Consider the following 18,865-nt stretch of genomic DNA (forward strand, 5'->3'; position numbering starts at 1 on the left):
ATAATATTACTATGTGAGTATAGTAATAGAAGAAAAATATAGCTATCCGAATAATTTTCTTATTAAAAGAGGGTTGTATCCTCTATTAAAAATTAAGTAAAATAGAGTAAAAAATAGTTTCATTGAGAAGGGGGAGTTTTCATGTTGAATAATAAATGGAAGGTAGTGCTGACAGGTGTCACATTTTCACTTGCACTATTCATTGCACCCGATGCCCAAGCATCCACCTATACGGTGAAACATGGCGATACGTTAACAAAAATAGCCAAAGCTCATAACACGACGATTAATCAGCTTAGACAATGGAACAAACTATCTCAAGATCGCATTTTTATTGCGCAAAAACTGGTCGTTGCACCAGCAAAAAGTGCATTGAGCAAAACGGCGGCGGCAACTAAAACGGCAGCAACAAAAACAACAGCTGTTTCAGTTGTAGAGGAAAAAGCCGAAACCCTGCAGAATGCCGTTTCTCATACCGTTATTAAAGGTGATAATTTAACAAAGATCGCTAAAAAGTATAGTATATCGGTAGCGAGTATTAAACAGCTGAACAATTTGAAAACGGATGCGATTAAAGTTGGTCAAAAGCTGACAATCAGTCCGCAATCAACTGAAGACTTAGCTGTTGAAGCGCCTTCTGCCAAAACAGTGGAAGCGGAAATTAATTTTAATCAAACAGCCGATGATGCGATTGAAAAACAGTTGAAGAAGGAAGTTGCAATGCCTGGGAAGGTTTCGCAACAAACAGAAAGCCTTTATGCACAAGCTATTGAAACGGCTAATGCAGTATTAGGCACACCTTATAAATACGGCGGAACGACAACAGATGGATTTGACTGTAGCGGCTTTGTAAACTACATATTTAATTCAGTTGGCATCCAAATGGATCGTAAAAGCAGTCTTATGTATTTCGAACAAGATACGACAAAAGTGACGCAACCTGTACCGGGAGATTTAGTATTCTTCAAAAATACATTTATCCCAAATGTCTCACATATGGGGATTTATATAGGTAATGATGAATTTATCCATGCAGGTTCAAAAGGGATTACGGTTTCGAATGTCAAAGAAAAATATTGGGATGAGCGCTTTGTCGCATACAAACGCATTAATAATTTAAAATAAAATAGTGAAGAGCTAATAAGTGGTGTTGAAAATCACTTACTAGTTCTTTTTTTGTTACATAAATTCGTGATAATGTTACAAATGTTACAAAAAAGAGCTTAAATATTGGTTAATATTACAATTAATAGAGGTATTTGTTTGGGTAATAGTTTAAAAATCCTAATTAAAATAGGTTCTTTGGCAATGTTTGAAGTTATTTAAAAGCGGGTAAATGTAACTTTGTTGTTACATAACTGTAATGTCATTAAATATAATCTCGTGTTAACCTAATATCAGTTAAGTTTTCAGAAAATTTATTGGTTGGGGGAACACGATGGATTACTTAAAATTAATACGCAATACCGTACTAACTTTGGCAGCTGCCTTCGTAATTTTCTTCGCACCGGTGAATGAAAAGGAAGCTTCTGCAGAAGAATCTGCTTACTCGATTGATGAGTTAAAAGAAGTCTCTTCAAAATATTTAGGAGTTCGCTATTCATACGGCGGTACATCAGCAAAAGGCTTTGACTGCTCTGGCTATGTACGTCATGTCTTTAAAGAACTAGGCATTACATCACTGAATCGCACATCTTCAGATATGTATACGCAAGGTACGAAAGTTAAGAAAAGTGACCTTGAGCCAGGCGATTTAGTATTTTTTAACACATCAGGCAAACGCATCTCTCATGTAGGGATTTACATTGGTTCGGGAAAATTCATCCACGCTTCTACAAGCAAGGGTGTTATCAAAACAAGCATTAACGACAAATATTACTGGGGTAAAAAGTACGTAGGTGCTAAACGCATCGCCAACTTCTCAACAGAAGAAGCCCTTGTAGCAGATGCAGACGATTCAGATGTAGACAACACTCCAGAAGCAGAATAATACATAGCTTACACACACTACTACATACTGCATAATTCGTAATTATAATCTCTCACCTTTTATAGGGTGGGGGATTTTTTAGTGTGGTTTGGGCTTGGTAGTGCGGCTGAATGATAGATTAGGTTTCTATATTTTGGGTGGGAAAGTTAGAATTTTGAATGGCGTTCTACTTTTAGAGAGGGGAATTTTCTCTATAAGTTTCGACGTGTTCCCCATTATGAGCGCTTCGTTCTACATTAGCGCTGAAACTTTCCACATTTCCTGATTGAATGGCGAATAAAAAGTCGAAGTTCTACTTTCAATGCGGAAGTTTCTACATAAGTGCTGCTACTTTCTACATTCCGAGTGAACCGTTCTACATTAGTGGTGAAAGTTTCCACAATAGATCAGAAACCTTCTACTTTTCCCGAAAAATCAGCAAATATAAGCGAGCCACAAACCAAAAAAGCACCCGAAAGCCAGTTAATGACTTCCGAATGCTGCCTGTTCATATAAAACTATTGTGGTACACGAGCTGTCCAGCGAGATAAGTCAGCGCCTTCAGCTGTAACTAATTCTTTAGGGTAGATGAAAGTCCAAGGTTTTGTCGTATTAGGCTGTACTGTTAATACAGGGTCTAATTTAAATGAGCCTTTTGCGACTAAGACATTGCGTGCATCCATAATTTCAATCGGTAACTGCTCTAAGTTAATCGCCTTTTCGTGACCGTTACGGATGAAAATTGAAGCGTGTAGGCTGCCATCTTCGTTTATCTTCGCTTGTAGTCCTGTAAAGTTTACTTCTGTTTTACCTAACTTCGGTAAAGTTTTCACAATATCTGCTAATTTTTCTTGCTGATTTTTCGGTAATTGTTTCTTCCATGTATCGTCCAAGTCTAATTGATGACCGCGTAATGAAAGCAGATTGAAAGAAATTTTCCAGCCTTCTCCAGGCACTTCATCTGCTGTAATAGAAGAAGCAGGGAATGTGAAAATCCATGGTCGCGCACTCTCTGCCGGGATTACACCAAGCTCTTTAAAATCAAAGTAATGTGAAGCAATACGGTTATCATCTTTATCCAAAATCAATAATTCGATTTCGCCTAATTCGATTGCTTCCGATAATGAAGAGCGGAAAAATGCTTTTACATTCCATGACCCGTCCGCCATTGAGGGCTCAATATTAATTGCTGATAATGATAATTGATTTGGTTGCAATGGTGCTAAATCATTTGCTAAGAAATTGAATACGTATTTTTGTTCTTGCGGTACATCCCACTCAGGATGGAAAGATAACTTTGTAATGACATCACGCTTTGCGCCTTTTTTTGAAGTATCACCAGATGTTTTTACGACAGATGATGAATCAACTGCGCTGTCTTTCCCTACTTTGTCACTCTTTTTAAATAAATCGAATAAACCCATCTGTTATTCCTCTCCATTCATCGTAATGTTTTTCATAAATGTTACAAGTTCTTCTACAATTTTACGACGAAGCTCTTGATAGTTTTTCCCGAACATTTCTAAACCTTCACGTTGGTAAATACGCATTGGGTCTTCTTGCTGGTAATGACGTAAGCCAATACCTTCTTTTAAGTGAGCCATTTGTTCTAGATGTTTTACCCACATTTGATCGATACAGCTCAGCATGACTTTCGGAATTATCGACATAATTTGTTCATTTTCAGCAAAGCCTTCGATAACTTTCGTTAATTCTTTTACGGAAGGCTCCATTGCGTCGAGCATTCTCTTCACTTTCGTCTCTTCGCGGTTCACAGTAACAGGTGTTAAGAATAAAGAGTTCACTGTGCGTTCCATTTTATCAAAATCCCACTCAAGCATATCTTTATCTTCAGAGGCATTTTCACGAACGGCAAAATCTACAGTTTCCTTCATCATCGTTACTAAATGTTCCAGAATATTTTCATTGCGTAATACTTTATCACGTAAATCATATACTACGCGGCGTTGATCATTAATCACGTCGTCCAGTTTTAAGTTGTATTCACGCATAGAGAAATGTGCACCTTCAACGATACGCTGTGTACGTTCGATTAGCTCTGTCACTTCTTTATTTTGAATAAGACCAATTTCGTCTGTTGTCATTTTTTTACGGAATTTCTCGACATCATCTTTTGCAAAACGTTTGAACATATCATCTTCAATTGAAAGGATAAATCGAGTTTCACCTACGTCACCTTGACGACCGGAACGTCCGCGTAATTGGTTGTCGACACGACGGCTTTCATGCTTTTCGGTACCTATTACGAATAAACCGCCAAGTTCATCAACGCCTTCACCTAATACGATATCCGTACCGCGTCCAGCCATATTTGTTGCGACTGTAATACGGTTTTTTTGACCAGCTCCTGAGATTAATTCAACCTCTTGTTCGACTGTTTTCGCATTTAATAATTGGAATTGTAATCCATGTTTTTTTAAATAATCCGCTACTTTTTCAGATTGCAAAATAGAAGTTGTCCCGATTAATACCGGCTGTCCTTTTTCATGGCGACGCAATACTTCCTGTGCCACATATTCGTATTTTTGCTCGATTTTTTCGAATACGATATCCGGTTGGTCCAGGCGTCGACGTGGACGGTTTGTCGGTATTTGAATAACGCGCATACCGTAAACCTCCAAAATTTCCTTTTCCTGAGTTTTCGCAGTACCTGTCATCCCTGATAATTTCGGATACATACGGAAGTAGTTTTGAATTGTAACTTGTGCCTGTGCTTTGTTTTCCTCAGTGATTGTCACGCCTTCTTTCGCTTCAATCGCCTGATGTAAGCCGTCAGAAAGTGAACGGCCTTCCATAATACGGCCAGTAAACATATCGACTAATTCGATTTTGTCATCACGTACGATGTAATCAACATCACGCTCAAACATAACGTGTGCACGTACTGCCTGAATGACGTAATGGTACAAAGTTTGATGTTCCAGATCGTATAAGTTGTCGACTCCGAATGCCGCTTCAACTTTTTCGATACCTTGATCTGTTAAAGAAGTCGCTTTCGTTTCGTCATCGAAATCATAATCTTCTTCAGCTTTGAAACGTTTCGCCAACATTGCAGCAATACGGTGCAGTTCTTCGTTTGCACCCATTTTACCCGCGATGATTAACGGTGTTTTTGCTTCGTCAATTAAGACGGAATCCACTTCATCGATAATCGCAAAGTGGTATGGGCGCTGTACTTTATCACCGATAGTATGTGCCATATTATCACGCAAGTAGTCGAAACCGAATTCCGTACCGACACCGTATGTAATATCCGCATTGTACGCTTCCTTTTTATCTGCAGGCTCCATCATTGGAACATTCAATCCCACTGTTAATCCAAGGAAACGGTGGATTTGCCCGATCAATTCGTAGTCACGTTTAGCGAGGTAATCGTTTACCGTAATCACATGTACACCTTTGCCTTCCAATGCGCGCACATAAGAAGGGAGTGAGGCAACAAGTGTTTTCCCTTCACCTGTCGGCATTTCGGCAATATTCCCTTCAGTTAATACAAGACCACCGATTAACTGCACATCAAAGTGGCGCATGTTTAATACTCGTTTAGAAGCTTCACGGACAACAGCAAATGCATCAGGGATGATATCAACCAGCTGTGTTCCGGTTTCTAAACGTTCTTTAAATGTAAAAGTCATATTTCGAAGTTCTTCGTCAGACATAGGACTATATGTTGCTTCGAGGCTGTTAATCTGCTCTACCGTTTTATAGTATCTTTTTAGCTCTCGAGCACTCGTTTGCTCTTTATTACGTTTGAAAATTGAGAACATCATTTTACTCTCCTTTGAAATTGGCTACTTTAATATAGTAGACACTTCGTTATTTTATCAAAGAATGCACAAAAAGACTACTGAGCAAAAGGGAATTCATAGGAACAATATAAATAAATTGGATAGGAACCCATTTTGTAATGGTACTTTTTTGATAATTTAAGAAATTTTTTTAAGTACTTAGCAATATGCTAGAAGTTTACTAGATAAAATTTATGAGCGGAATAAATAGTGGAAGGAATTTGAGCTATATTTTATGAATTGTTCATGCTATACTTAACTTGAATAAACATGTAGAGTTTTTAATGAATCTCCAAAAGGCGATTTATTGTAATGCTTAATACTACAAAAATTAAGGAGGAGAGACATGATTTACGTGTCTTTAATCGTAGCTTTTATTGCTGCTATTATACTAACTCCGCTTGTGAAGCGATTGGCTTTTCGCCTTGGAGCTGTAGATGCCCCGAACTATCGTAAAGTGCATGCTCGCATTATGCCACGATTAGGCGGTTTAGCAATTTTTGGTGCGTTTATGATCGGGATATTACTTTTAAAATTAGTCACGAACTTTGAAAGTGACTACTTATATGCAATTTTAATTGCCGCGACAATTATCGTAGCAACAGGTATTGTTGATGATATGCGGGAAATTTCCGCAAAGGCTAAGCTGCTTGGTCAAGTCATTGCTGCCTGCATCGTTGTATTTGTCGGCGGTATTCAAATTGATAATATTAACTTACCGTTTGGTGGGGAACTGGAATTCGGCTGGTTAGGTATTCCGTTCACGATTATTTGGATTGTTGGTATTACTAATGCGATTAACTTAATCGATGGTCTTGATGGACTAGCTGCAGGTGTCTCAACAATTGCATTAATGACATTAGCCGTAATGGCAATGATCATGGGTAACGGTATTGTTATCGCAATGGCTGCAATTTTGGCTGCTGCAACAATCGGTTTCCTGTTTTTCAACTTCCACCCAGCGAAAATTTTCATGGGAGATACAGGTGCACTGTTTTTAGGATTTATGATTTCGGTGCTCGCACTATTAGGATTTAAAAACGTAGCGGTTATTTCATTCGTTATCCCGGTTATTATGCTGGGTGTTCCAATTTCCGATACATTCTTTGCAATCGTGCGTCGTTTGCGTAGCGGTAAAAAGTGGTCGGATCCGGATAAATCGCATTTACACCACCGTTTATTAGATTTAGGATTCTCGCATCGTCAAACAGTGATGATTATTTATGCGATGGCTGCAATGTTCGGTCTCGCTGCTGTCATTTTCTCGATGGCAAAAGTATGGGGTGCAATTTTACTCATTGCCGTTATATTAGTGGCGATTGAGCTTTTTGTAGAAATTATCGGCCTCGCCGGCAAAAACTATAAACCATTGCTCAACCTCGTAAGAATATTTAATAAGTGAAAAGATCGAAACAAGTAAATGGCATTGTGCCGTTTGCTTGTTTTTTGTTTTAGGAGAAGTTATTTGCCAAGCCGTTGGAGGAAGTAGAATGTTTGGCGGCTAAAGTGGAAAGAGATGAAGTGAAAGTAGAATGGTCTGGAGCTAAAGTAGAAGTCTCGCAGGGAAATATAGAACGCGCGAATTTATTAGAAGATTTGCGGGGGAAAGTGGAACGGAATGAAGTGAAAGTAGAAAGTTCTGAAGCTAAAGTAGAAGCTTCTCGTGAAAATGTAGAACGGATCACCTGAAAAGTAGAACTCGTGAATTTATTGGCAAATTCTCAGGGAAAGTGGATCAGAATACCCGTAAAGTTGAACACCCCCCATACTATAGTAGAAACGCCATATAAAAAACCAACCCCCGCATTACTTGCGGAGGTTGGTTTCGGTTATTGTGTATCGGAATTTGTTTTTGTTGTATAAGCTGAATTGGATTGAGAGCTTGTGCCCGAAATGTTTGTCGATTCCGGAGTAAGTCCTAAATGACTTTTTAAAATATGGCTTGTTTCTGCAAGCGCTTCTTCATCCAGTTTGTAATAGTAAACACCTGTCGACATGTCGTCATAGCCTTCCAATGTCAATGTATCAATACGAGGCATGCCGTTTGTTAAATAGCTGAAGAACGATTTCATTTCAGTGAATGTCATATCTGTCTTCATATTGTTACCGACAGCGGATAAAATATCATCGTATTTTGAAAGTGATGTAAATGATGCTGCTTTAGAAGCGATCGCCTGAATGATTTCCTGCTGGCGTTTACCGCGTTCAATGTCATTGTCCTGTTTACGTGTGCGGGCAAGTGCCAGTGCTTCACGGCCGTCCAATGTTTGCAATCCTGGTTGCAAGTTGACTGTGTTGCGGTCGAACTCGTCTTTTTCAAGCATTGCGTAAGGTACTTCTGCTTCTATGCCGCCTAATGCATCGACAATATCGATGAAGGCATTAAAGTTTACACGCATATAGTAATCAATTGGGATATCAAATAATTCTTCTACAGTTTCAATTGAAGCAAGTGTACCACCGCGCGCATGCGCATGGTTGATTTTATCGTTATATCCGATGTGAGGGATGTAAACATATGAATCACGTGGAATACTTACTAGTTTAACTGTTTTTGTTTTATTGTTCAAAGTGGCAAGCAAAAGGGCATCTGTGCGGGAATTGTCTGCACCTTGTCCGCGCTTATCACTGTCATCGACACCTAAAATTAAAATAGATACATTGTCTTGGGCAGGCTCAACTTTTACTTCTCGCTGGTCCGACATTTTGCGGTCCTTGATTACTTCATATGCACTGTCTGCTGCATGTTCGGCTTGCTTCGTCAAATAGACACCGTATGCTGTTGCGCAAATTGCGAGTGAAAGAGTCAGAAGCATCGTAACTTTAAGAAATAATCTGAATTTCGAAGAGCCTTTCTTTTTATTTTGCCTTGTTGTCATAAAGATTCTCCTCTAGGTTAGGGATAGGTTACTATATTTAATTGGTTATACTAGTTAATTCGTAATCTTATCTAATATACTACAATCACCTTTTGTCGTAAAGTAACGAAATCTTGCATTATGATGACATTTATTTCGAGGTTATTCCTTCGAAAATTCGATGAAAAGCGCGTCTTCGTTTTTAATTGCTGCCTGCCCGTTTGTCAGTTCAGTAATCCAGTCGATAAATGTTTGCTCTTCTTCTTTTAAAACATGTACATAAATTTCTACATTTTCCGCATACTGAATATCATGAAGAGGGTAGTGGGAACCGCGTATCTCATTTTCTAATTTCCCTAACCACACATAATCAATCTCAATTTTCATTAAATAATGCAATTTTCGCTCAACAACTTGGGCAGCAGCGATTCCTTCTGTTGTAGCTTTACTATAGGCGCGGATCAAACCGCCTCCGCCAAGCTTAATCCCGCCGAAATAGCGAGTAACGACAACAACCGTATCTTTTAAACCTTGTTTTTTAAGTACTTCTAACATAGGGACGCCTGCAGTACCGCTTGGTTCCCCGTCATCATTCGCTTTTTGGATCTGGTCATGCTCCCCGATTATATAGCAGGAGCAGTTATGGGTAGCCGATGCATGCATTTTTTTTATTTTATCTATAAAGAGAATCGCTTCTTCTTCCGTCTCAACGCGTTCGACATAAGTTAAAAAACGTGATTTTGATATGATGATTTCTGATTCTCCGTAACCTTTTACAGTAATGTAGTTATTTCTCATTATCGATTCTCCTTAATATTACAATTTGATTTCAAATTTGTGGTTATAATTTAACTTAAAAAATGATTTACTAATGATATAATATGTATGTACTATAATAGTAGGTTGCAAAGTAAAAAGATAGAGTAGTTCGCATTCTGACTAAGTAAGGTGGGGAAAAAGTGCTAGAAAACAATCAAATAGACATCGCCTCGCTTGATGTAATATTTAATCGAATGTTGGAAACTATTACAAGTTCGAAAGATGATGTATTTATTATAAGCGAACAAAGCCGCAGAAACTTTGAAGAAATGCAACAAGAGCTGGAAGTTGTGCGTCATGAAATAAAGATTATAATAGATGAAAGTGATAACTTGGAAAAGTTGCTTCAATTGTCTAGACAGCGATTAGTCGTTGTAAGTAAAAGTTTCAATAATCATTCAGAAGAGCAAATACGTGCAGCTTATGAAAATACAAGTAACTTACAATTAAAGGTCTCCCTTTGCCGGGAGCGCGAAAAGCAGCTAAGAGATAAGCGTGACGATTTGGAAAGACGCCTGCGCACACTTTATGATACGATTGAAAGAGCGGATCATATCGTGAACCAAGTAAATGTTGTTATCAATTTTTTGACAACCGACCTGAAAAATGTCGGAGCAGCACTGGAACAGGCGAAGATCAAACAAGATTTTGGCATACGTATTATCGCAGCCCAGGAAGAAGAACGAAAACGTTTATCACGTGAAATTCATGATGGGCCTGCACAAATGATGGCGAATGTGCTGATGCGTTCGAATTTAATTGACCGCACTTTCCGAGAAAAAGGAGCAGACGCCGCTTTAAAAGAAATTCATGACTTGAAAATAAGCGTTCGCAACGCCTTATCAGAAGTACGCCGCATTATTTATGATTTACGTCCAATGGCACTCGATGATTTAGGTATTGATCCAACATTGAAAAAGTATTTATCTACGATTATGGAATACAATCCAGGTGTTGAGATTCAGTTCCTTTCATATAATAACGAGCGCAGAATTCCTTCAGATTATGAGGTCGCCGTTTTCCGTTTAGTGCAGGAAAGTGTAAACAATGCATTGAAACACGGAAAGCCGAACCTGATTATTGTTAAACTTGAGTGGTTATGTGACGAAATTAATGTTGTGGTAAAAGATAATGGGGTTGGATTTGATACGGAAAGCGCTCGTGAAGGATCTTTCGGTATTATAGGAATGAAAGAAAGAATTGATCTGCTGAAAGGTTCTTTGAAAATTAGCAGCAGCATCGGTAAAGGAACAACAATTTTAATGAAAATTCCATTGCCGACAAAAGATGAAGAGATAAGATAGCAGAATTCCAGGGGGTTTCGAAATGACGAAAATTATTATTGTAGATGATCACCAATTATTCCGTGAAGGGGTAAAACGTATTTTAGATTTTGAAGACACATTCGAGGTTGTTGCTGAAGGTGATGACGGTACAGATATCGTAAACTTGTATGAACAAAACGAACCGGATGTCGTATTAATGGATATTAATATGCCAGGTAAAAACGGTGTTGAGGCGACTGCTGATTTAATCGCTGTATATCCGGATGCGAAAGTAATGGTTTTATCGATTCATGATGATGAATCTTATGTAACACACGCATTAAAATCAGGTGCTCTTGGCTATATGCTGAAAGAAATGGATGCCGATGAAATCGTTGAAGCAATCAAAGTTGTTTCAAACGGTGGTTCATATCTGCACCCGAAAGTAACGAAAAATCTGGTTGCGGAATTCCGCCGTCTATCAGAGCACGAAAACAAAGGTAATTTCCACCAAACAGAAATTCGCCGTCCATTCCACTTATTAACGAAGCGTGAATGCGAAGTGCTTCAACTATTAACAGATGGCCAATCAAACCGTACAATCGGTGAGACATTATTCATCTCGGAAAAAACGGTTAAAAACCATGTATCAAGTATTTTACAAAAAATGAATGTTAATGACCGTACACAAGCAGTTGTAACAGCAATCAAAAACGGCTGGGTAGAAGTACGTTAATTACATATTATACGTTTAAACAGGGATTCGAATTCGTCTCCCTGTTTTTATTTTTGCATATTATTGAGGATTAATAAATAGACCTTGCAGTTTTATCTATGAAACATCTGTGAACAAGTTTCGTCCTAATGTTTTGAAGACGATAAGGTATTCGTTTTCAATGAAATCAGCATTAGAAAACATTATTCGTGCTATTTAATACAAGATGTGTTTTTCTAATATTGTGTGCTAAAATGTTTTGCGGGAGGTTGTAAAATTATGAAAAAATGGTTGGTAGCTGTACTGGCGGTTTTTGTACTGGCAGCTTGCGGGGATAAACAAGAAGCTTCACCTGAAAATCTGCAGAAAACGATTGATGAAGGTACTGTAGGTTTTGAAATGATGGGAGATTCGATTGAAGAAGCTACAGATGTCCCGGAGGAAGAAAAAAATAATATTATCTCTGCTTTTAATGAGTATATTGCAGCCTTTAATGAAAAAGATTTAGAACGTTATAAAAATATAATTTCAAAAAATGCAACAGGCTTTAATTATGATGAAGACATCGAGGCGGTTTCCAACGTGTTTAATCAATATGATGTAAAACGTACGGCTGAAGATATTACGATTGTTAAATATAGTGGCGAAGAAGCCCAAGTATTTTCCAATTTAAAGACCGAAACGAAAGAAATTGACACAGGTGCCGAACTATCCGGTGTCGGCCGCCAAGTAACGGTATTTAAGAAGGAAGACAGTTGGAAAGTTTCGAGTATCTATTATATCGGTAGTGAATAAAAACTTATCTTCTATAATATAAAGTAAAAACGTCTTGTGCGAATCGATGCCAAGATGTTTTTTTCATATAGCGATGAGGTTGAGACAGCGGGAAGTTCCCTATAAGAATGGCAATTTACCGTTCACAATTATAGTGAGTTCATGTAAACTAATGAACATAGGAGAGTGGGAGAGCGATGAAAACAGCAATTGTTACAGATAGTACAGCCTATTTAACACTTGAAGAACGAAATTCGTACAATGTCCATATGATTCCTCTAAGTGTTAACATTGAAGGAACATTTTACGATGAAGAAATTGATATTACAGCTTCAGAATTTTACGACCGTGTGCGCGGTGCAGCGGAGTTTCCGAAAACGACGCAGCCATCTGTCGGAAAATTTGTTGAGCTTTATGAAACACTAGGTAAAGATTATGATGAAATTGTAACGATTCACTTATCAAGCGGAATTAGTGGAACTTTCCAAGGCGCGGTCCAAGCGGGTGCAATGGTGGAAGGTGTAGACGTTCACGCTTTTGATTCGGAAGTTGCAGCCTACTTGCAAGGCTTTTATGTAAAAGAAGCTGCTAAACTAGCATCGAAAGGCGCTTCAGGCGAGCAGATTATGACACATTTAAACGATCTGAAAGACTCGATGGATGATTACATTATTGTCGACGATCTGCAGCATCTGCAGCGCGGCGGTCGCTTATCAGCAGCAGCGGCATTAATCGGCGGATTGCTTCAAGTAAAACCGATTTTAACTTTCCAGAACAAAGTCATCGTGCCATTCGAAAAAATCCGTACACGCAAAAAAGCACTACGCCGAGTGGAAGAACAACTCGCTTCAGCAGTCGAAAAGCACGGCGCTCTTCAAGCAACAGTCATTCACGCCAACTGTGAGGATGAAGCCCGCGAATGGATGAAATCTCTGGAAGCGGCTTACCCGACAGTCGATTTCACGCTAAGCTACTTCGGTCCGGTCATCGGCACACACCTAGGTGAAGGTGCAATGGCGATGGGATGGATTAAGAAATAATTTTTAGGCTTAACAGTCACTACTTCTGAGGGAGTTAGTGGCTGTTTTTTGAATTGTGGGCAGGTGGGCGGTGGAATTAGAAGTTCGTGGCTGGAAAGTAGAATGTGGGCCGTGAAAAGTAGAAAGTCACAGGGCGAAAGTGGAATGTGGGCCCCTGAAAGTCGAATATGAACAGGAAAATGTAGAATCTATCGTATTAAAAGTAGAATAATCCTAGGTACTTCATTAGGCCATTTTATTTCGAAGATTATCAACACTTAAAAATAAAATTGAATAAAGGAGCGAAAATTATGTTAACAACAACCTCAATAAACAAACGTTATCGACTTCACAATCCCTTGTTCACCAACCACTCCAGTGGTTCAAATAAATTTCATTATCCAACCCACACCCGATACACTGGACTCATCCCCGAACCGGCAATCGTAAATTTCTTCACTGGCCGAATTTGGGCGCGCCGTCATACTCCATTTCCCCAGCAAAAAATTGACACCTACATCAACCACGGCTATTTTGAAACAACCCCAGCTGTCATCACAGCACCCAAGCTTACTTGCCGTCGTTGTCAAAATGAACAACCATATAAATTTGTTTCCTTTCCCTGTGCGAAGTGTCAAAAAATCTGTCACTATTGCCGGCACTGTATTACGATGGGGCGAATGTGCAGCTGTGATGAGTTAATTTTGTGGAAAGGAACGAAAACCCCGAAACCAAGATCGCAAGTTCAGTTTGCATGGACGGGCAACCTTACCTCTCATCAGCAAAAAGCGGCGGATGAACTCGCCCAAAGTATTTCACAAAATAGAAATCATCTTGTGCATGCCGTTTGTGGTGCTGGTAAAACAGAGATTCTTTTTGCTACTATATACGAATTACTGAAAACAGGTAAAAGAGTTTGTGTGGCAACGCCTAGAACGGATGTAGTCCTAGAATTGTACCCTCGTTTTCAGCAGGTGTTCCAAAAGATTACGATCCATGCACTATACGGCGGCGCGGAAAATAACGCCGAGTTTGCGCAGCTTGTTCTGGCGACAACACATCAGTTGTATCGGTTTGAAAATGCATTTGATGTCATGATTGTCGATGAAGCAGATGCCTTCCCGTATACCTATGACGAAGCGTTGCTGCGTGCGGTCATGAAAGCAAAAAAAGCTGATGCCCCGATTGCTTTTGTAACGGCTACTCCTTCAAACAAACTGCTCCTTCAGCAAAAAAGAAAAAAATGGGGCTACTCATTTATAGCAAGGAGGTACCATGGCCATGCCTTGCCGGTGCCGAGGTTCGAGTCCTTATGGAATTATGAAAAAGCATTTCAGAAAAATAAAATCCCTCAAAAGCTCCATACATGGGTCAAGCAAAGGATCCAGGAAAACGAGCCATTCCTCATCTTCTTTCCAACAATCGAATTAATGGAACAAGCAACACCCTTGTTTCAAAAAATAGAATCTACCATTGAAAGTGTCCATTCCGAAGATCCAGACCGAAAAGAAAAAGTCTTGCAATTGCGCAATGAGCAGCGGACAGGTTTATTGACGACGACAATATTGGAGCGCGGAATCACGATTAAAAATGTCCAAGTCGCTGTAGTAGGTGCGGATAATCCGGTCTTCACATCCAGTGCTCTCATCCAAATAAGCGGAAGGGTAGGACGTAATGTGCAGTATCCTACAGGGGATATCGTATTTTTCCATCATGGTATTACAATGGAAATGGACCGGGCACTCAACAAAATAATGGAGATGAACAGCCATGAATAAGCCAATTTTGAATTGCCTCTTATGTGATCGTGAGCTACATCAAAATATTGGCTGGAAAGAACTGCTGCTGAAAACAGTGCCTCAAACAATCTGCCCGCGCTGTGAACAACGCTTTCAACGAATCGAGCAGCAACAGGAAGAAGGTATCGTGTCTTTATTCCACTATAATGAAGCGATGAAAGATTACTTGCACCGCTATAAGTTCCTTCACGACATACTCCTTGCAAAAGTATTCAATAAAATCCTCCATGAACAGCTAAAAAATGAAAGCCGCCTCATTATCCCTATCCCAATGCATCCCGAAAATTTGCGATTACGAACGTTTGCACATATCGATGAATTGCTAAAGTTTGCGAATATCCCCTTTGCCCACCATTTAATTAAGCTTTCGACTGAGCAGCAATCACTGAAAACACGAGAAGAGCGGCTGCAAACCCCACAACTATTTGAAGTTATCAATCCGGCTGCAATAAAAGATAAAAGTTTACTTATAGTTGACGATATTTATACTACAGGGACAACATTAAACCATGCGAAAAAGGCGCTGCTCGAAGCCGGTGCGAAAACAGTGGACGGATTCACATTAATCCATGGGTAAAATTTAGAACCTTTTTAATCAAGATTACTAAAGCATTTTAAAAGTGAAGGAATGAGGAGGGCTCAAAATGGCTGAATTAAGAAATTGCCCGACGTGTAACGGTTTTTTTAACTACACTGGTTTGAGAGAAGTTTGCCATAACTGTGCGCAAAAAGAAGAGGACCAATATCAGGAAGTGTATCGTTTTCTGCGTAAGCGTGAAAACCGTGCAGCAAATGTAGACCGAATAGTTGAGGCGACAGGGGTTGAGCGGGAACTGCTTTATAAATGGGTACGAAAAGGGCGTCTGCACCCGGCGATGTTTCCGAATCTTGGCTACCCGTGCGACAACTGTGGACGTTTGACAACTACAGGGAAGCTATGTGAAAAATGCCAAAATGAATTAAAATCAGATTTGCGTACATTGGAAGCAGCACAGGAATTCCGTGATGAGATGAATCGCCAGAATCGTGGGACATATCTCTCTGGAAAAAAATAATTTCGTAAAACGGAGTCGTTTGAATAGGACTTCGTTTTTATTTTTCGTAAAATGAGCATAATAATATACTACATAAGTCCAGTTTTTTGCGATAAAGCATAAACAATTGGCCGAAGCAGTCGAAATATAAAGTAGACATAGCTTTTAATTTGAGAGGAGGTCTATAAAGATGAAGATTAATCCAATCGGTTTGCAGGCAGTCAATCCTTACAACAAACAGGCACGCGCTGTAAAGAGTGCAGAAACTCAAAAAACATTTGCAGACCAGATCGAAATTTCAACTAAAGCAAAAGAGATGCAGGCAAATTCGACCTATGCAAATGAGCGTGCAGAACGTGTGAAAAAGATTAAGGAAGATATTGATTCTGGAAACTACAAAGTAGACGCAAAGAAGGTTGCTGAAGACATGCTGAAATTCTTCCGCGACTAATAACAGAAATTTTACAAGCAAGGGAGCGCTAAATACATGTCAATTGCCAATATTGTCGTCACGCTGGAGAAGCTAGAGAAAATGCATAAAAGTCTGTTGGAACTAGCGCTTGCGAAAACGGAATATATTAAGCAAGGTGATATGGAACAGCTTGATCAGCTCATCAAAAAAGAGCAGGCGCATGTAGCGGCGATTAACACATTTGAACAACAGCGTCAGTCGATGGTAACGGATTACCTTCGAGCAAAAGGAATTGCTCTCACTGACACACCGTCTGTTGCCGATGTGATAATGGCCGCTGAAAACAGCGAATCCACAGAAAAATTGGTCAGTGTGCGCGAACGATTAATCGCGTTGCTGAATCAATTGAAGATGCAAAACGATTTGAATCAGAAATTGGTTATGAATTCACTGCAGTTTATAAACATTACATTGGATGCAATGCGCCCACATCAAAATGAGCAATTCAATTATTCCGGCGCGCAAATACGCGGGAATGCTGAAGTTACGAAACGTTCATTCAATGAATTTAAAGCCTAATCGCATGTAAGCTTCCGCATGCTGCGGAATCAATACATGCGATTTTTTATTAATACTTATCAGAAATAACACACTTAAAAGGGAGGTCCTACAATGCGTTCAACATTTATGGGACTTGAAGCAAGCAAACGCGGCCTGTTCACGCAGCAATCAGCGCTTTACACAACAGGACATAATATTTCAAATGCCAACACACTCGGCTATTCTCGCCAGCGCGTCAATATGGAAACAACACCGGGATTTCCAAGTCCGGGTTTAAATACAGGTAAAACAGCTGGGCATATTGGAACAGGGGTACAGGCACATTCTGTACAACGGATTCGCGATGAATTTGTGGATCGTCAATATCGCCAAGAAACAAATAAATTAGGCTATTGGCAATCAACGACACAATCAATTTCCCAAATGGAAGATGTTATGTCAGAGCCATCAGAATTCGGAATCAACCAAGCGTTTACAGAATTTTGGAAGTCAATGGAAGATGTAGTAGCAGATCCAAAAGATACGGCGGCTCGCCAAGTAATGATTTCAAAAGGCCAGTCTTTAGCCGAGTCATTTAACTATATGGATACACAACTTAAGCAAATTCAAGGCAATATCGGAAATGAAATTAATGTTGTGACAAGCGAAGTAAACAGCCTACTAAAACAGATTGCTGATATTAACAAACAAGTGCAAGCGATTGAGCCGAATGGTTATATGCCTAATGACCTTTACGATGCTCGTGATGTTTTATTAGATAAATTGAATGATATTATTCCGGTATCGATTTCATACGAAAAGTCAGGCGGTGCTGCATTGGAGATTGCTGAGGGCAGTATGACAGTTACATTTAAGGATGTAAATGGTAAATCGATTGATTTAGTGCGCGGGAAAGAGTATGGGGAACTATCAACTGTCGGTCCGGAGCTAAATCCTAATGGTACACCTGTATTAGATGCAGCAGGTAATCCAGTATACAAAAAAATCGATGGTGATGTGGATAACTCACAAACTGCTGGCTATTCTCCTTTTAGTCACATTACGATGACCAGCGTACCTATCAAAAAGCTAAATCCGGACTACGATCCTACCTTTACTGATCCAACTCATGTAAATTATGATGAAGACTATAATATACCTGAATTTATTTATCAACGTAATCAAGAAAATATTAGCCATAATTCTCTTGAATCGAGTAAAGGGAAACTAGTCGCATTAATCGATGCATATGGTTTTGAGGATGCAGCGGGAAATGTAAAGGGCCTGTATCCGGAAATGCTGGGAAAATTAGATGATTTAGCAGCAACTTTTATTGATAAGTTTAATAAGATTCATAAAACTGGAAAAATAGATGGCACTGGTAATGGAGCTTTTGATTTAAAAGGAAATCCGGGCGAAGCATTTTTTACAGGTACTACTGCACGCGATATGAAAGTTGTAGATGGTATCCGTCCTGAAGATTTAGCTGTATCCGATGCACCAAATGAAGAAGGTAACAATAAAAACATTATGGAACTTGCGAAACTTCAATCAACTGTAATTGGTGAGCTGCAGGGCGGTACGTTCCAAACCTTTTATAAATCTTTAATCGGTGAGCTAGGCGTAAAAGGACAGCAAGCCGCAACACTAGAATACAACTCAACAACAATCCGTCTACAGATTGAAAATAATCGTGCTTCCCATAATTCCGTATCTTTGGATGAAGAAATGACGAATATGATTACATTCCAGCAAGCATACAATGCAAATGCGCGTATGATTACAGTAATCGATGAAACGCTAGATAAAATCATTAATGGTATGGGCCGTGCAGGACTATAGTAAGCTTTAA

At 39.3% G+C, this 18,865-nt stretch carries 19 protein-coding genes; 14 read left to right on the forward strand and 5 right to left on the reverse strand.

Annotated features, from left to right (window positions below):
• Positions 1–141: 141 nt before the first annotated feature.
• Both MHB58_RS03570 and MHB58_RS03575 read left to right on the forward strand, forming a co-directional pair.
• Entirely contained in the window at positions 142–1,125 is a 984-nt protein-coding gene (locus MHB58_RS03570) for a C40 family peptidase (protein WP_340734702.1), read from the forward strand.
• Positions 1,126–1,438: 313 nt separating this feature from the next.
• A complete protein-coding gene (locus MHB58_RS03575; RefSeq protein WP_008407374.1) occupies positions 1,439–1,990 on the forward strand; it encodes a C40 family peptidase in 552 nt (183 codons plus the stop codon).
• Positions 1,991–2,487: 497 nt separating this feature from the next.
• On the opposite strand, the gene MHB58_RS03580 is transcribed toward MHB58_RS03575, so the two are convergent.
• Entirely contained in the window at positions 2,488–3,393 is a 906-nt protein-coding gene (locus MHB58_RS03580; RefSeq protein ID WP_014824668.1) for an accessory Sec system S-layer assembly protein, read from the reverse strand.
• 3 nt (positions 3,394–3,396) lie between these two features.
• Complete coding sequence (gene secA2, locus MHB58_RS03585; protein WP_340734703.1) at positions 3,397–5,757, reverse strand: accessory Sec system translocase SecA2; 2,361 nt, start codon at positions 5,755–5,757, stop codon at positions 3,397–3,399.
• Positions 5,758–6,124: 367 nt separating this feature from the next.
• On the opposite strand from secA2, the gene MHB58_RS03590 reads away from it, so the two are divergent.
• Together MHB58_RS03590 and MHB58_RS03595 are read left to right on the forward strand one after the other, a co-directional pair.
• Positions 6,125–7,180, forward strand: a complete 1,056-nt coding sequence (locus tag MHB58_RS03590; protein ID WP_014824666.1) for a glycosyltransferase family 4 protein — start codon at positions 6,125–6,127, stop codon at positions 7,178–7,180.
• Between the two features lie 92 nt (positions 7,181–7,272).
• Positions 7,273–7,467, forward strand: coding sequence for a hypothetical protein (locus MHB58_RS03595; RefSeq protein WP_340734704.1), 195 nt, complete (start codon positions 7,273–7,275; stop codon positions 7,465–7,467).
• A gap of 140 nt (positions 7,468–7,607) precedes the next feature.
• Here the strand turns inward: MHB58_RS03595 and MHB58_RS03600 are convergent, their stop codons facing one another.
• Together MHB58_RS03600 and MHB58_RS03605 are read right to left on the reverse strand one after the other, a co-directional pair.
• A complete protein-coding gene (locus tag MHB58_RS03600; RefSeq protein ID WP_340734705.1) occupies positions 7,608–8,657 on the reverse strand; it encodes an LCP family protein in 1,050 nt (349 codons plus the stop codon).
• 141 nt (positions 8,658–8,798) lie between these two features.
• Positions 8,799–9,434 (reverse strand): YigZ family protein, encoded by a 636-nt coding sequence (locus MHB58_RS03605; RefSeq protein WP_340734706.1) that lies wholly within the window; start codon positions 9,432–9,434, stop codon positions 8,799–8,801.
• A 161-nt stretch (positions 9,435–9,595) separates the two neighbouring features.
• Here MHB58_RS03605 and MHB58_RS03610 point away from each other — a divergent pair, with 161 nt between their 5' ends.
• From MHB58_RS03610 to MHB58_RS03625, 4 genes are all read left to right on the forward strand, one after another.
• Positions 9,596–10,759 (forward strand): sensor histidine kinase, encoded by a 1,164-nt coding sequence (locus MHB58_RS03610; protein WP_087615613.1) that lies wholly within the window; start codon positions 9,596–9,598, stop codon positions 10,757–10,759.
• Positions 10,760–10,781: 22 nt separating this feature from the next.
• Positions 10,782–11,456 (forward strand): response regulator, encoded by a 675-nt coding sequence (locus MHB58_RS03615; RefSeq protein WP_008407366.1) that lies wholly within the window; start codon positions 10,782–10,784, stop codon positions 11,454–11,456.
• A gap of 258 nt (positions 11,457–11,714) precedes the next feature.
• Positions 11,715–12,230, forward strand: a complete 516-nt coding sequence (locus MHB58_RS03620) for a nuclear transport factor 2 family protein (protein ID WP_340734707.1) — start codon at positions 11,715–11,717, stop codon at positions 12,228–12,230.
• A 176-nt stretch (positions 12,231–12,406) separates the two neighbouring features.
• Positions 12,407–13,249: a DegV family protein gene (locus tag MHB58_RS03625; RefSeq protein ID WP_340734708.1), complete on the forward strand. Its 843-nt coding sequence runs from the start codon at positions 12,407–12,409 to the stop codon at positions 13,247–13,249.
• Between the two features lie 76 nt (positions 13,250–13,325).
• Here MHB58_RS03625 and cas5 read toward each other — a convergent pair whose 3' ends face one another.
• Entirely contained in the window at positions 13,326–13,430 is a 105-nt protein-coding gene (gene cas5 / locus MHB58_RS20275) for a CRISPR-associated protein Cas5 (protein ID WP_445683153.1), read from the reverse strand.
• A gap of 502 nt (positions 13,431–13,932) precedes the next feature.
• On the opposite strand from cas5, the gene MHB58_RS03630 reads away from it, so the two are divergent.
• The 6 genes from MHB58_RS03630 to flgK all read left to right on the forward strand — a co-directional run bounded on the left by MHB58_RS03630 (position 13,933) and on the right by flgK (position 18,855).
• Positions 13,933–15,006, forward strand: coding sequence for a DEAD/DEAH box helicase (locus MHB58_RS03630; protein ID WP_340734709.1), 1,074 nt, complete (start codon positions 13,933–13,935; stop codon positions 15,004–15,006).
• Positions 14,999–15,604, forward strand: coding sequence for a ComF family protein (locus MHB58_RS03635; protein WP_340734710.1), 606 nt, complete (start codon positions 14,999–15,001; stop codon positions 15,602–15,604). Before MHB58_RS03630 ends, MHB58_RS03635 begins: the two co-directional genes overlap by 8 nt.
• Before the next feature lie 67 nt (positions 15,605–15,671).
• Positions 15,672–16,082: a TIGR03826 family flagellar region protein gene (locus MHB58_RS03640; protein WP_340734711.1), complete on the forward strand. Its 411-nt coding sequence runs from the start codon at positions 15,672–15,674 to the stop codon at positions 16,080–16,082.
• Between the two features lie 169 nt (positions 16,083–16,251).
• Positions 16,252–16,512, forward strand: coding sequence for a flagellar biosynthesis anti-sigma factor FlgM (flgM, locus tag MHB58_RS03645; RefSeq protein ID WP_340734712.1), 261 nt, complete (start codon positions 16,252–16,254; stop codon positions 16,510–16,512).
• Between the two features lie 36 nt (positions 16,513–16,548).
• Positions 16,549–17,052, forward strand: coding sequence for a flagellar protein FlgN (locus MHB58_RS03650; RefSeq protein ID WP_340734713.1), 504 nt, complete (start codon positions 16,549–16,551; stop codon positions 17,050–17,052).
• Positions 17,053–17,145: 93 nt separating this feature from the next.
• Positions 17,146–18,855 carry a flagellar hook-associated protein FlgK gene (gene flgK / locus MHB58_RS03655; protein ID WP_340734714.1) on the forward strand — a complete coding sequence of 570 codons (1,710 nt, stop codon included), beginning with the start codon at positions 17,146–17,148 and terminating at the stop codon, positions 18,853–18,855.
• Positions 18,856–18,865 lie beyond the last annotated feature (10 nt).

Origin of the sequence: Solibacillus sp. FSL K6-1554 (assembly GCF_038005185.1) — a bacterium.
Classification (GTDB): domain Bacteria; phylum Bacillota; class Bacilli; order Bacillales_A; family Planococcaceae; genus Solibacillus; species Solibacillus silvestris.

What these genes read in the sequence shown, in the direction of transcription:
- MHB58_RS03570 (WP_340734702.1), top strand. Translation starts at nt 142, where the DNA reads ATGTTGAATAATAAATGGAAGGTAGTGCTGACAGGTGTCACATTTTCA.
- MHB58_RS03575 (WP_008407374.1), top strand. Translation starts at nt 1,439, where the DNA reads ATGGATTACTTAAAATTAATACGCAATACCGTACTAACTTTGGCAGCT.
- MHB58_RS03580 (WP_014824668.1), bottom strand. Translation starts at nt 3,393, where the DNA reads ATGGGTTTATTCGATTTATTTAAAAAGAGTGACAAAGTAGGGAAAGAC.
- secA2 (WP_340734703.1), bottom strand. Translation starts at nt 5,757, where the DNA reads ATGTTCTCAATTTTCAAACGTAATAAAGAGCAAACGAGTGCTCGAGAG.
- MHB58_RS03590 (WP_014824666.1), top strand. Translation starts at nt 6,125, where the DNA reads ATGATTTACGTGTCTTTAATCGTAGCTTTTATTGCTGCTATTATACTA.
- MHB58_RS03600 (WP_340734705.1), bottom strand. Translation starts at nt 8,657, where the DNA reads ATGACAACAAGGCAAAATAAAAAGAAAGGCTCTTCGAAATTCAGATTA.
- MHB58_RS03605 (WP_340734706.1), bottom strand. Translation starts at nt 9,434, where the DNA reads ATGAGAAATAACTACATTACTGTAAAAGGTTACGGAGAATCAGAAATC.
- MHB58_RS03615 (WP_008407366.1), top strand. Translation starts at nt 10,782, where the DNA reads ATGACGAAAATTATTATTGTAGATGATCACCAATTATTCCGTGAAGGG.
- MHB58_RS03620 (WP_340734707.1), top strand. Translation starts at nt 11,715, where the DNA reads ATGAAAAAATGGTTGGTAGCTGTACTGGCGGTTTTTGTACTGGCAGCT.
- MHB58_RS03625 (WP_340734708.1), top strand. Translation starts at nt 12,407, where the DNA reads ATGAAAACAGCAATTGTTACAGATAGTACAGCCTATTTAACACTTGAA.
- MHB58_RS03635 (WP_340734710.1), top strand. Translation starts at nt 14,999, where the DNA reads ATGAATAAGCCAATTTTGAATTGCCTCTTATGTGATCGTGAGCTACAT.
- MHB58_RS03640 (WP_340734711.1), top strand. Translation starts at nt 15,672, where the DNA reads ATGGCTGAATTAAGAAATTGCCCGACGTGTAACGGTTTTTTTAACTAC.
- flgM (WP_340734712.1), top strand. Translation starts at nt 16,252, where the DNA reads ATGAAGATTAATCCAATCGGTTTGCAGGCAGTCAATCCTTACAACAAA.
- MHB58_RS03650 (WP_340734713.1), top strand. Translation starts at nt 16,549, where the DNA reads ATGTCAATTGCCAATATTGTCGTCACGCTGGAGAAGCTAGAGAAAATG.
- flgK (WP_340734714.1), top strand. Translation starts at nt 17,146, where the DNA reads ATGCGTTCAACATTTATGGGACTTGAAGCAAGCAAACGCGGCCTGTTC.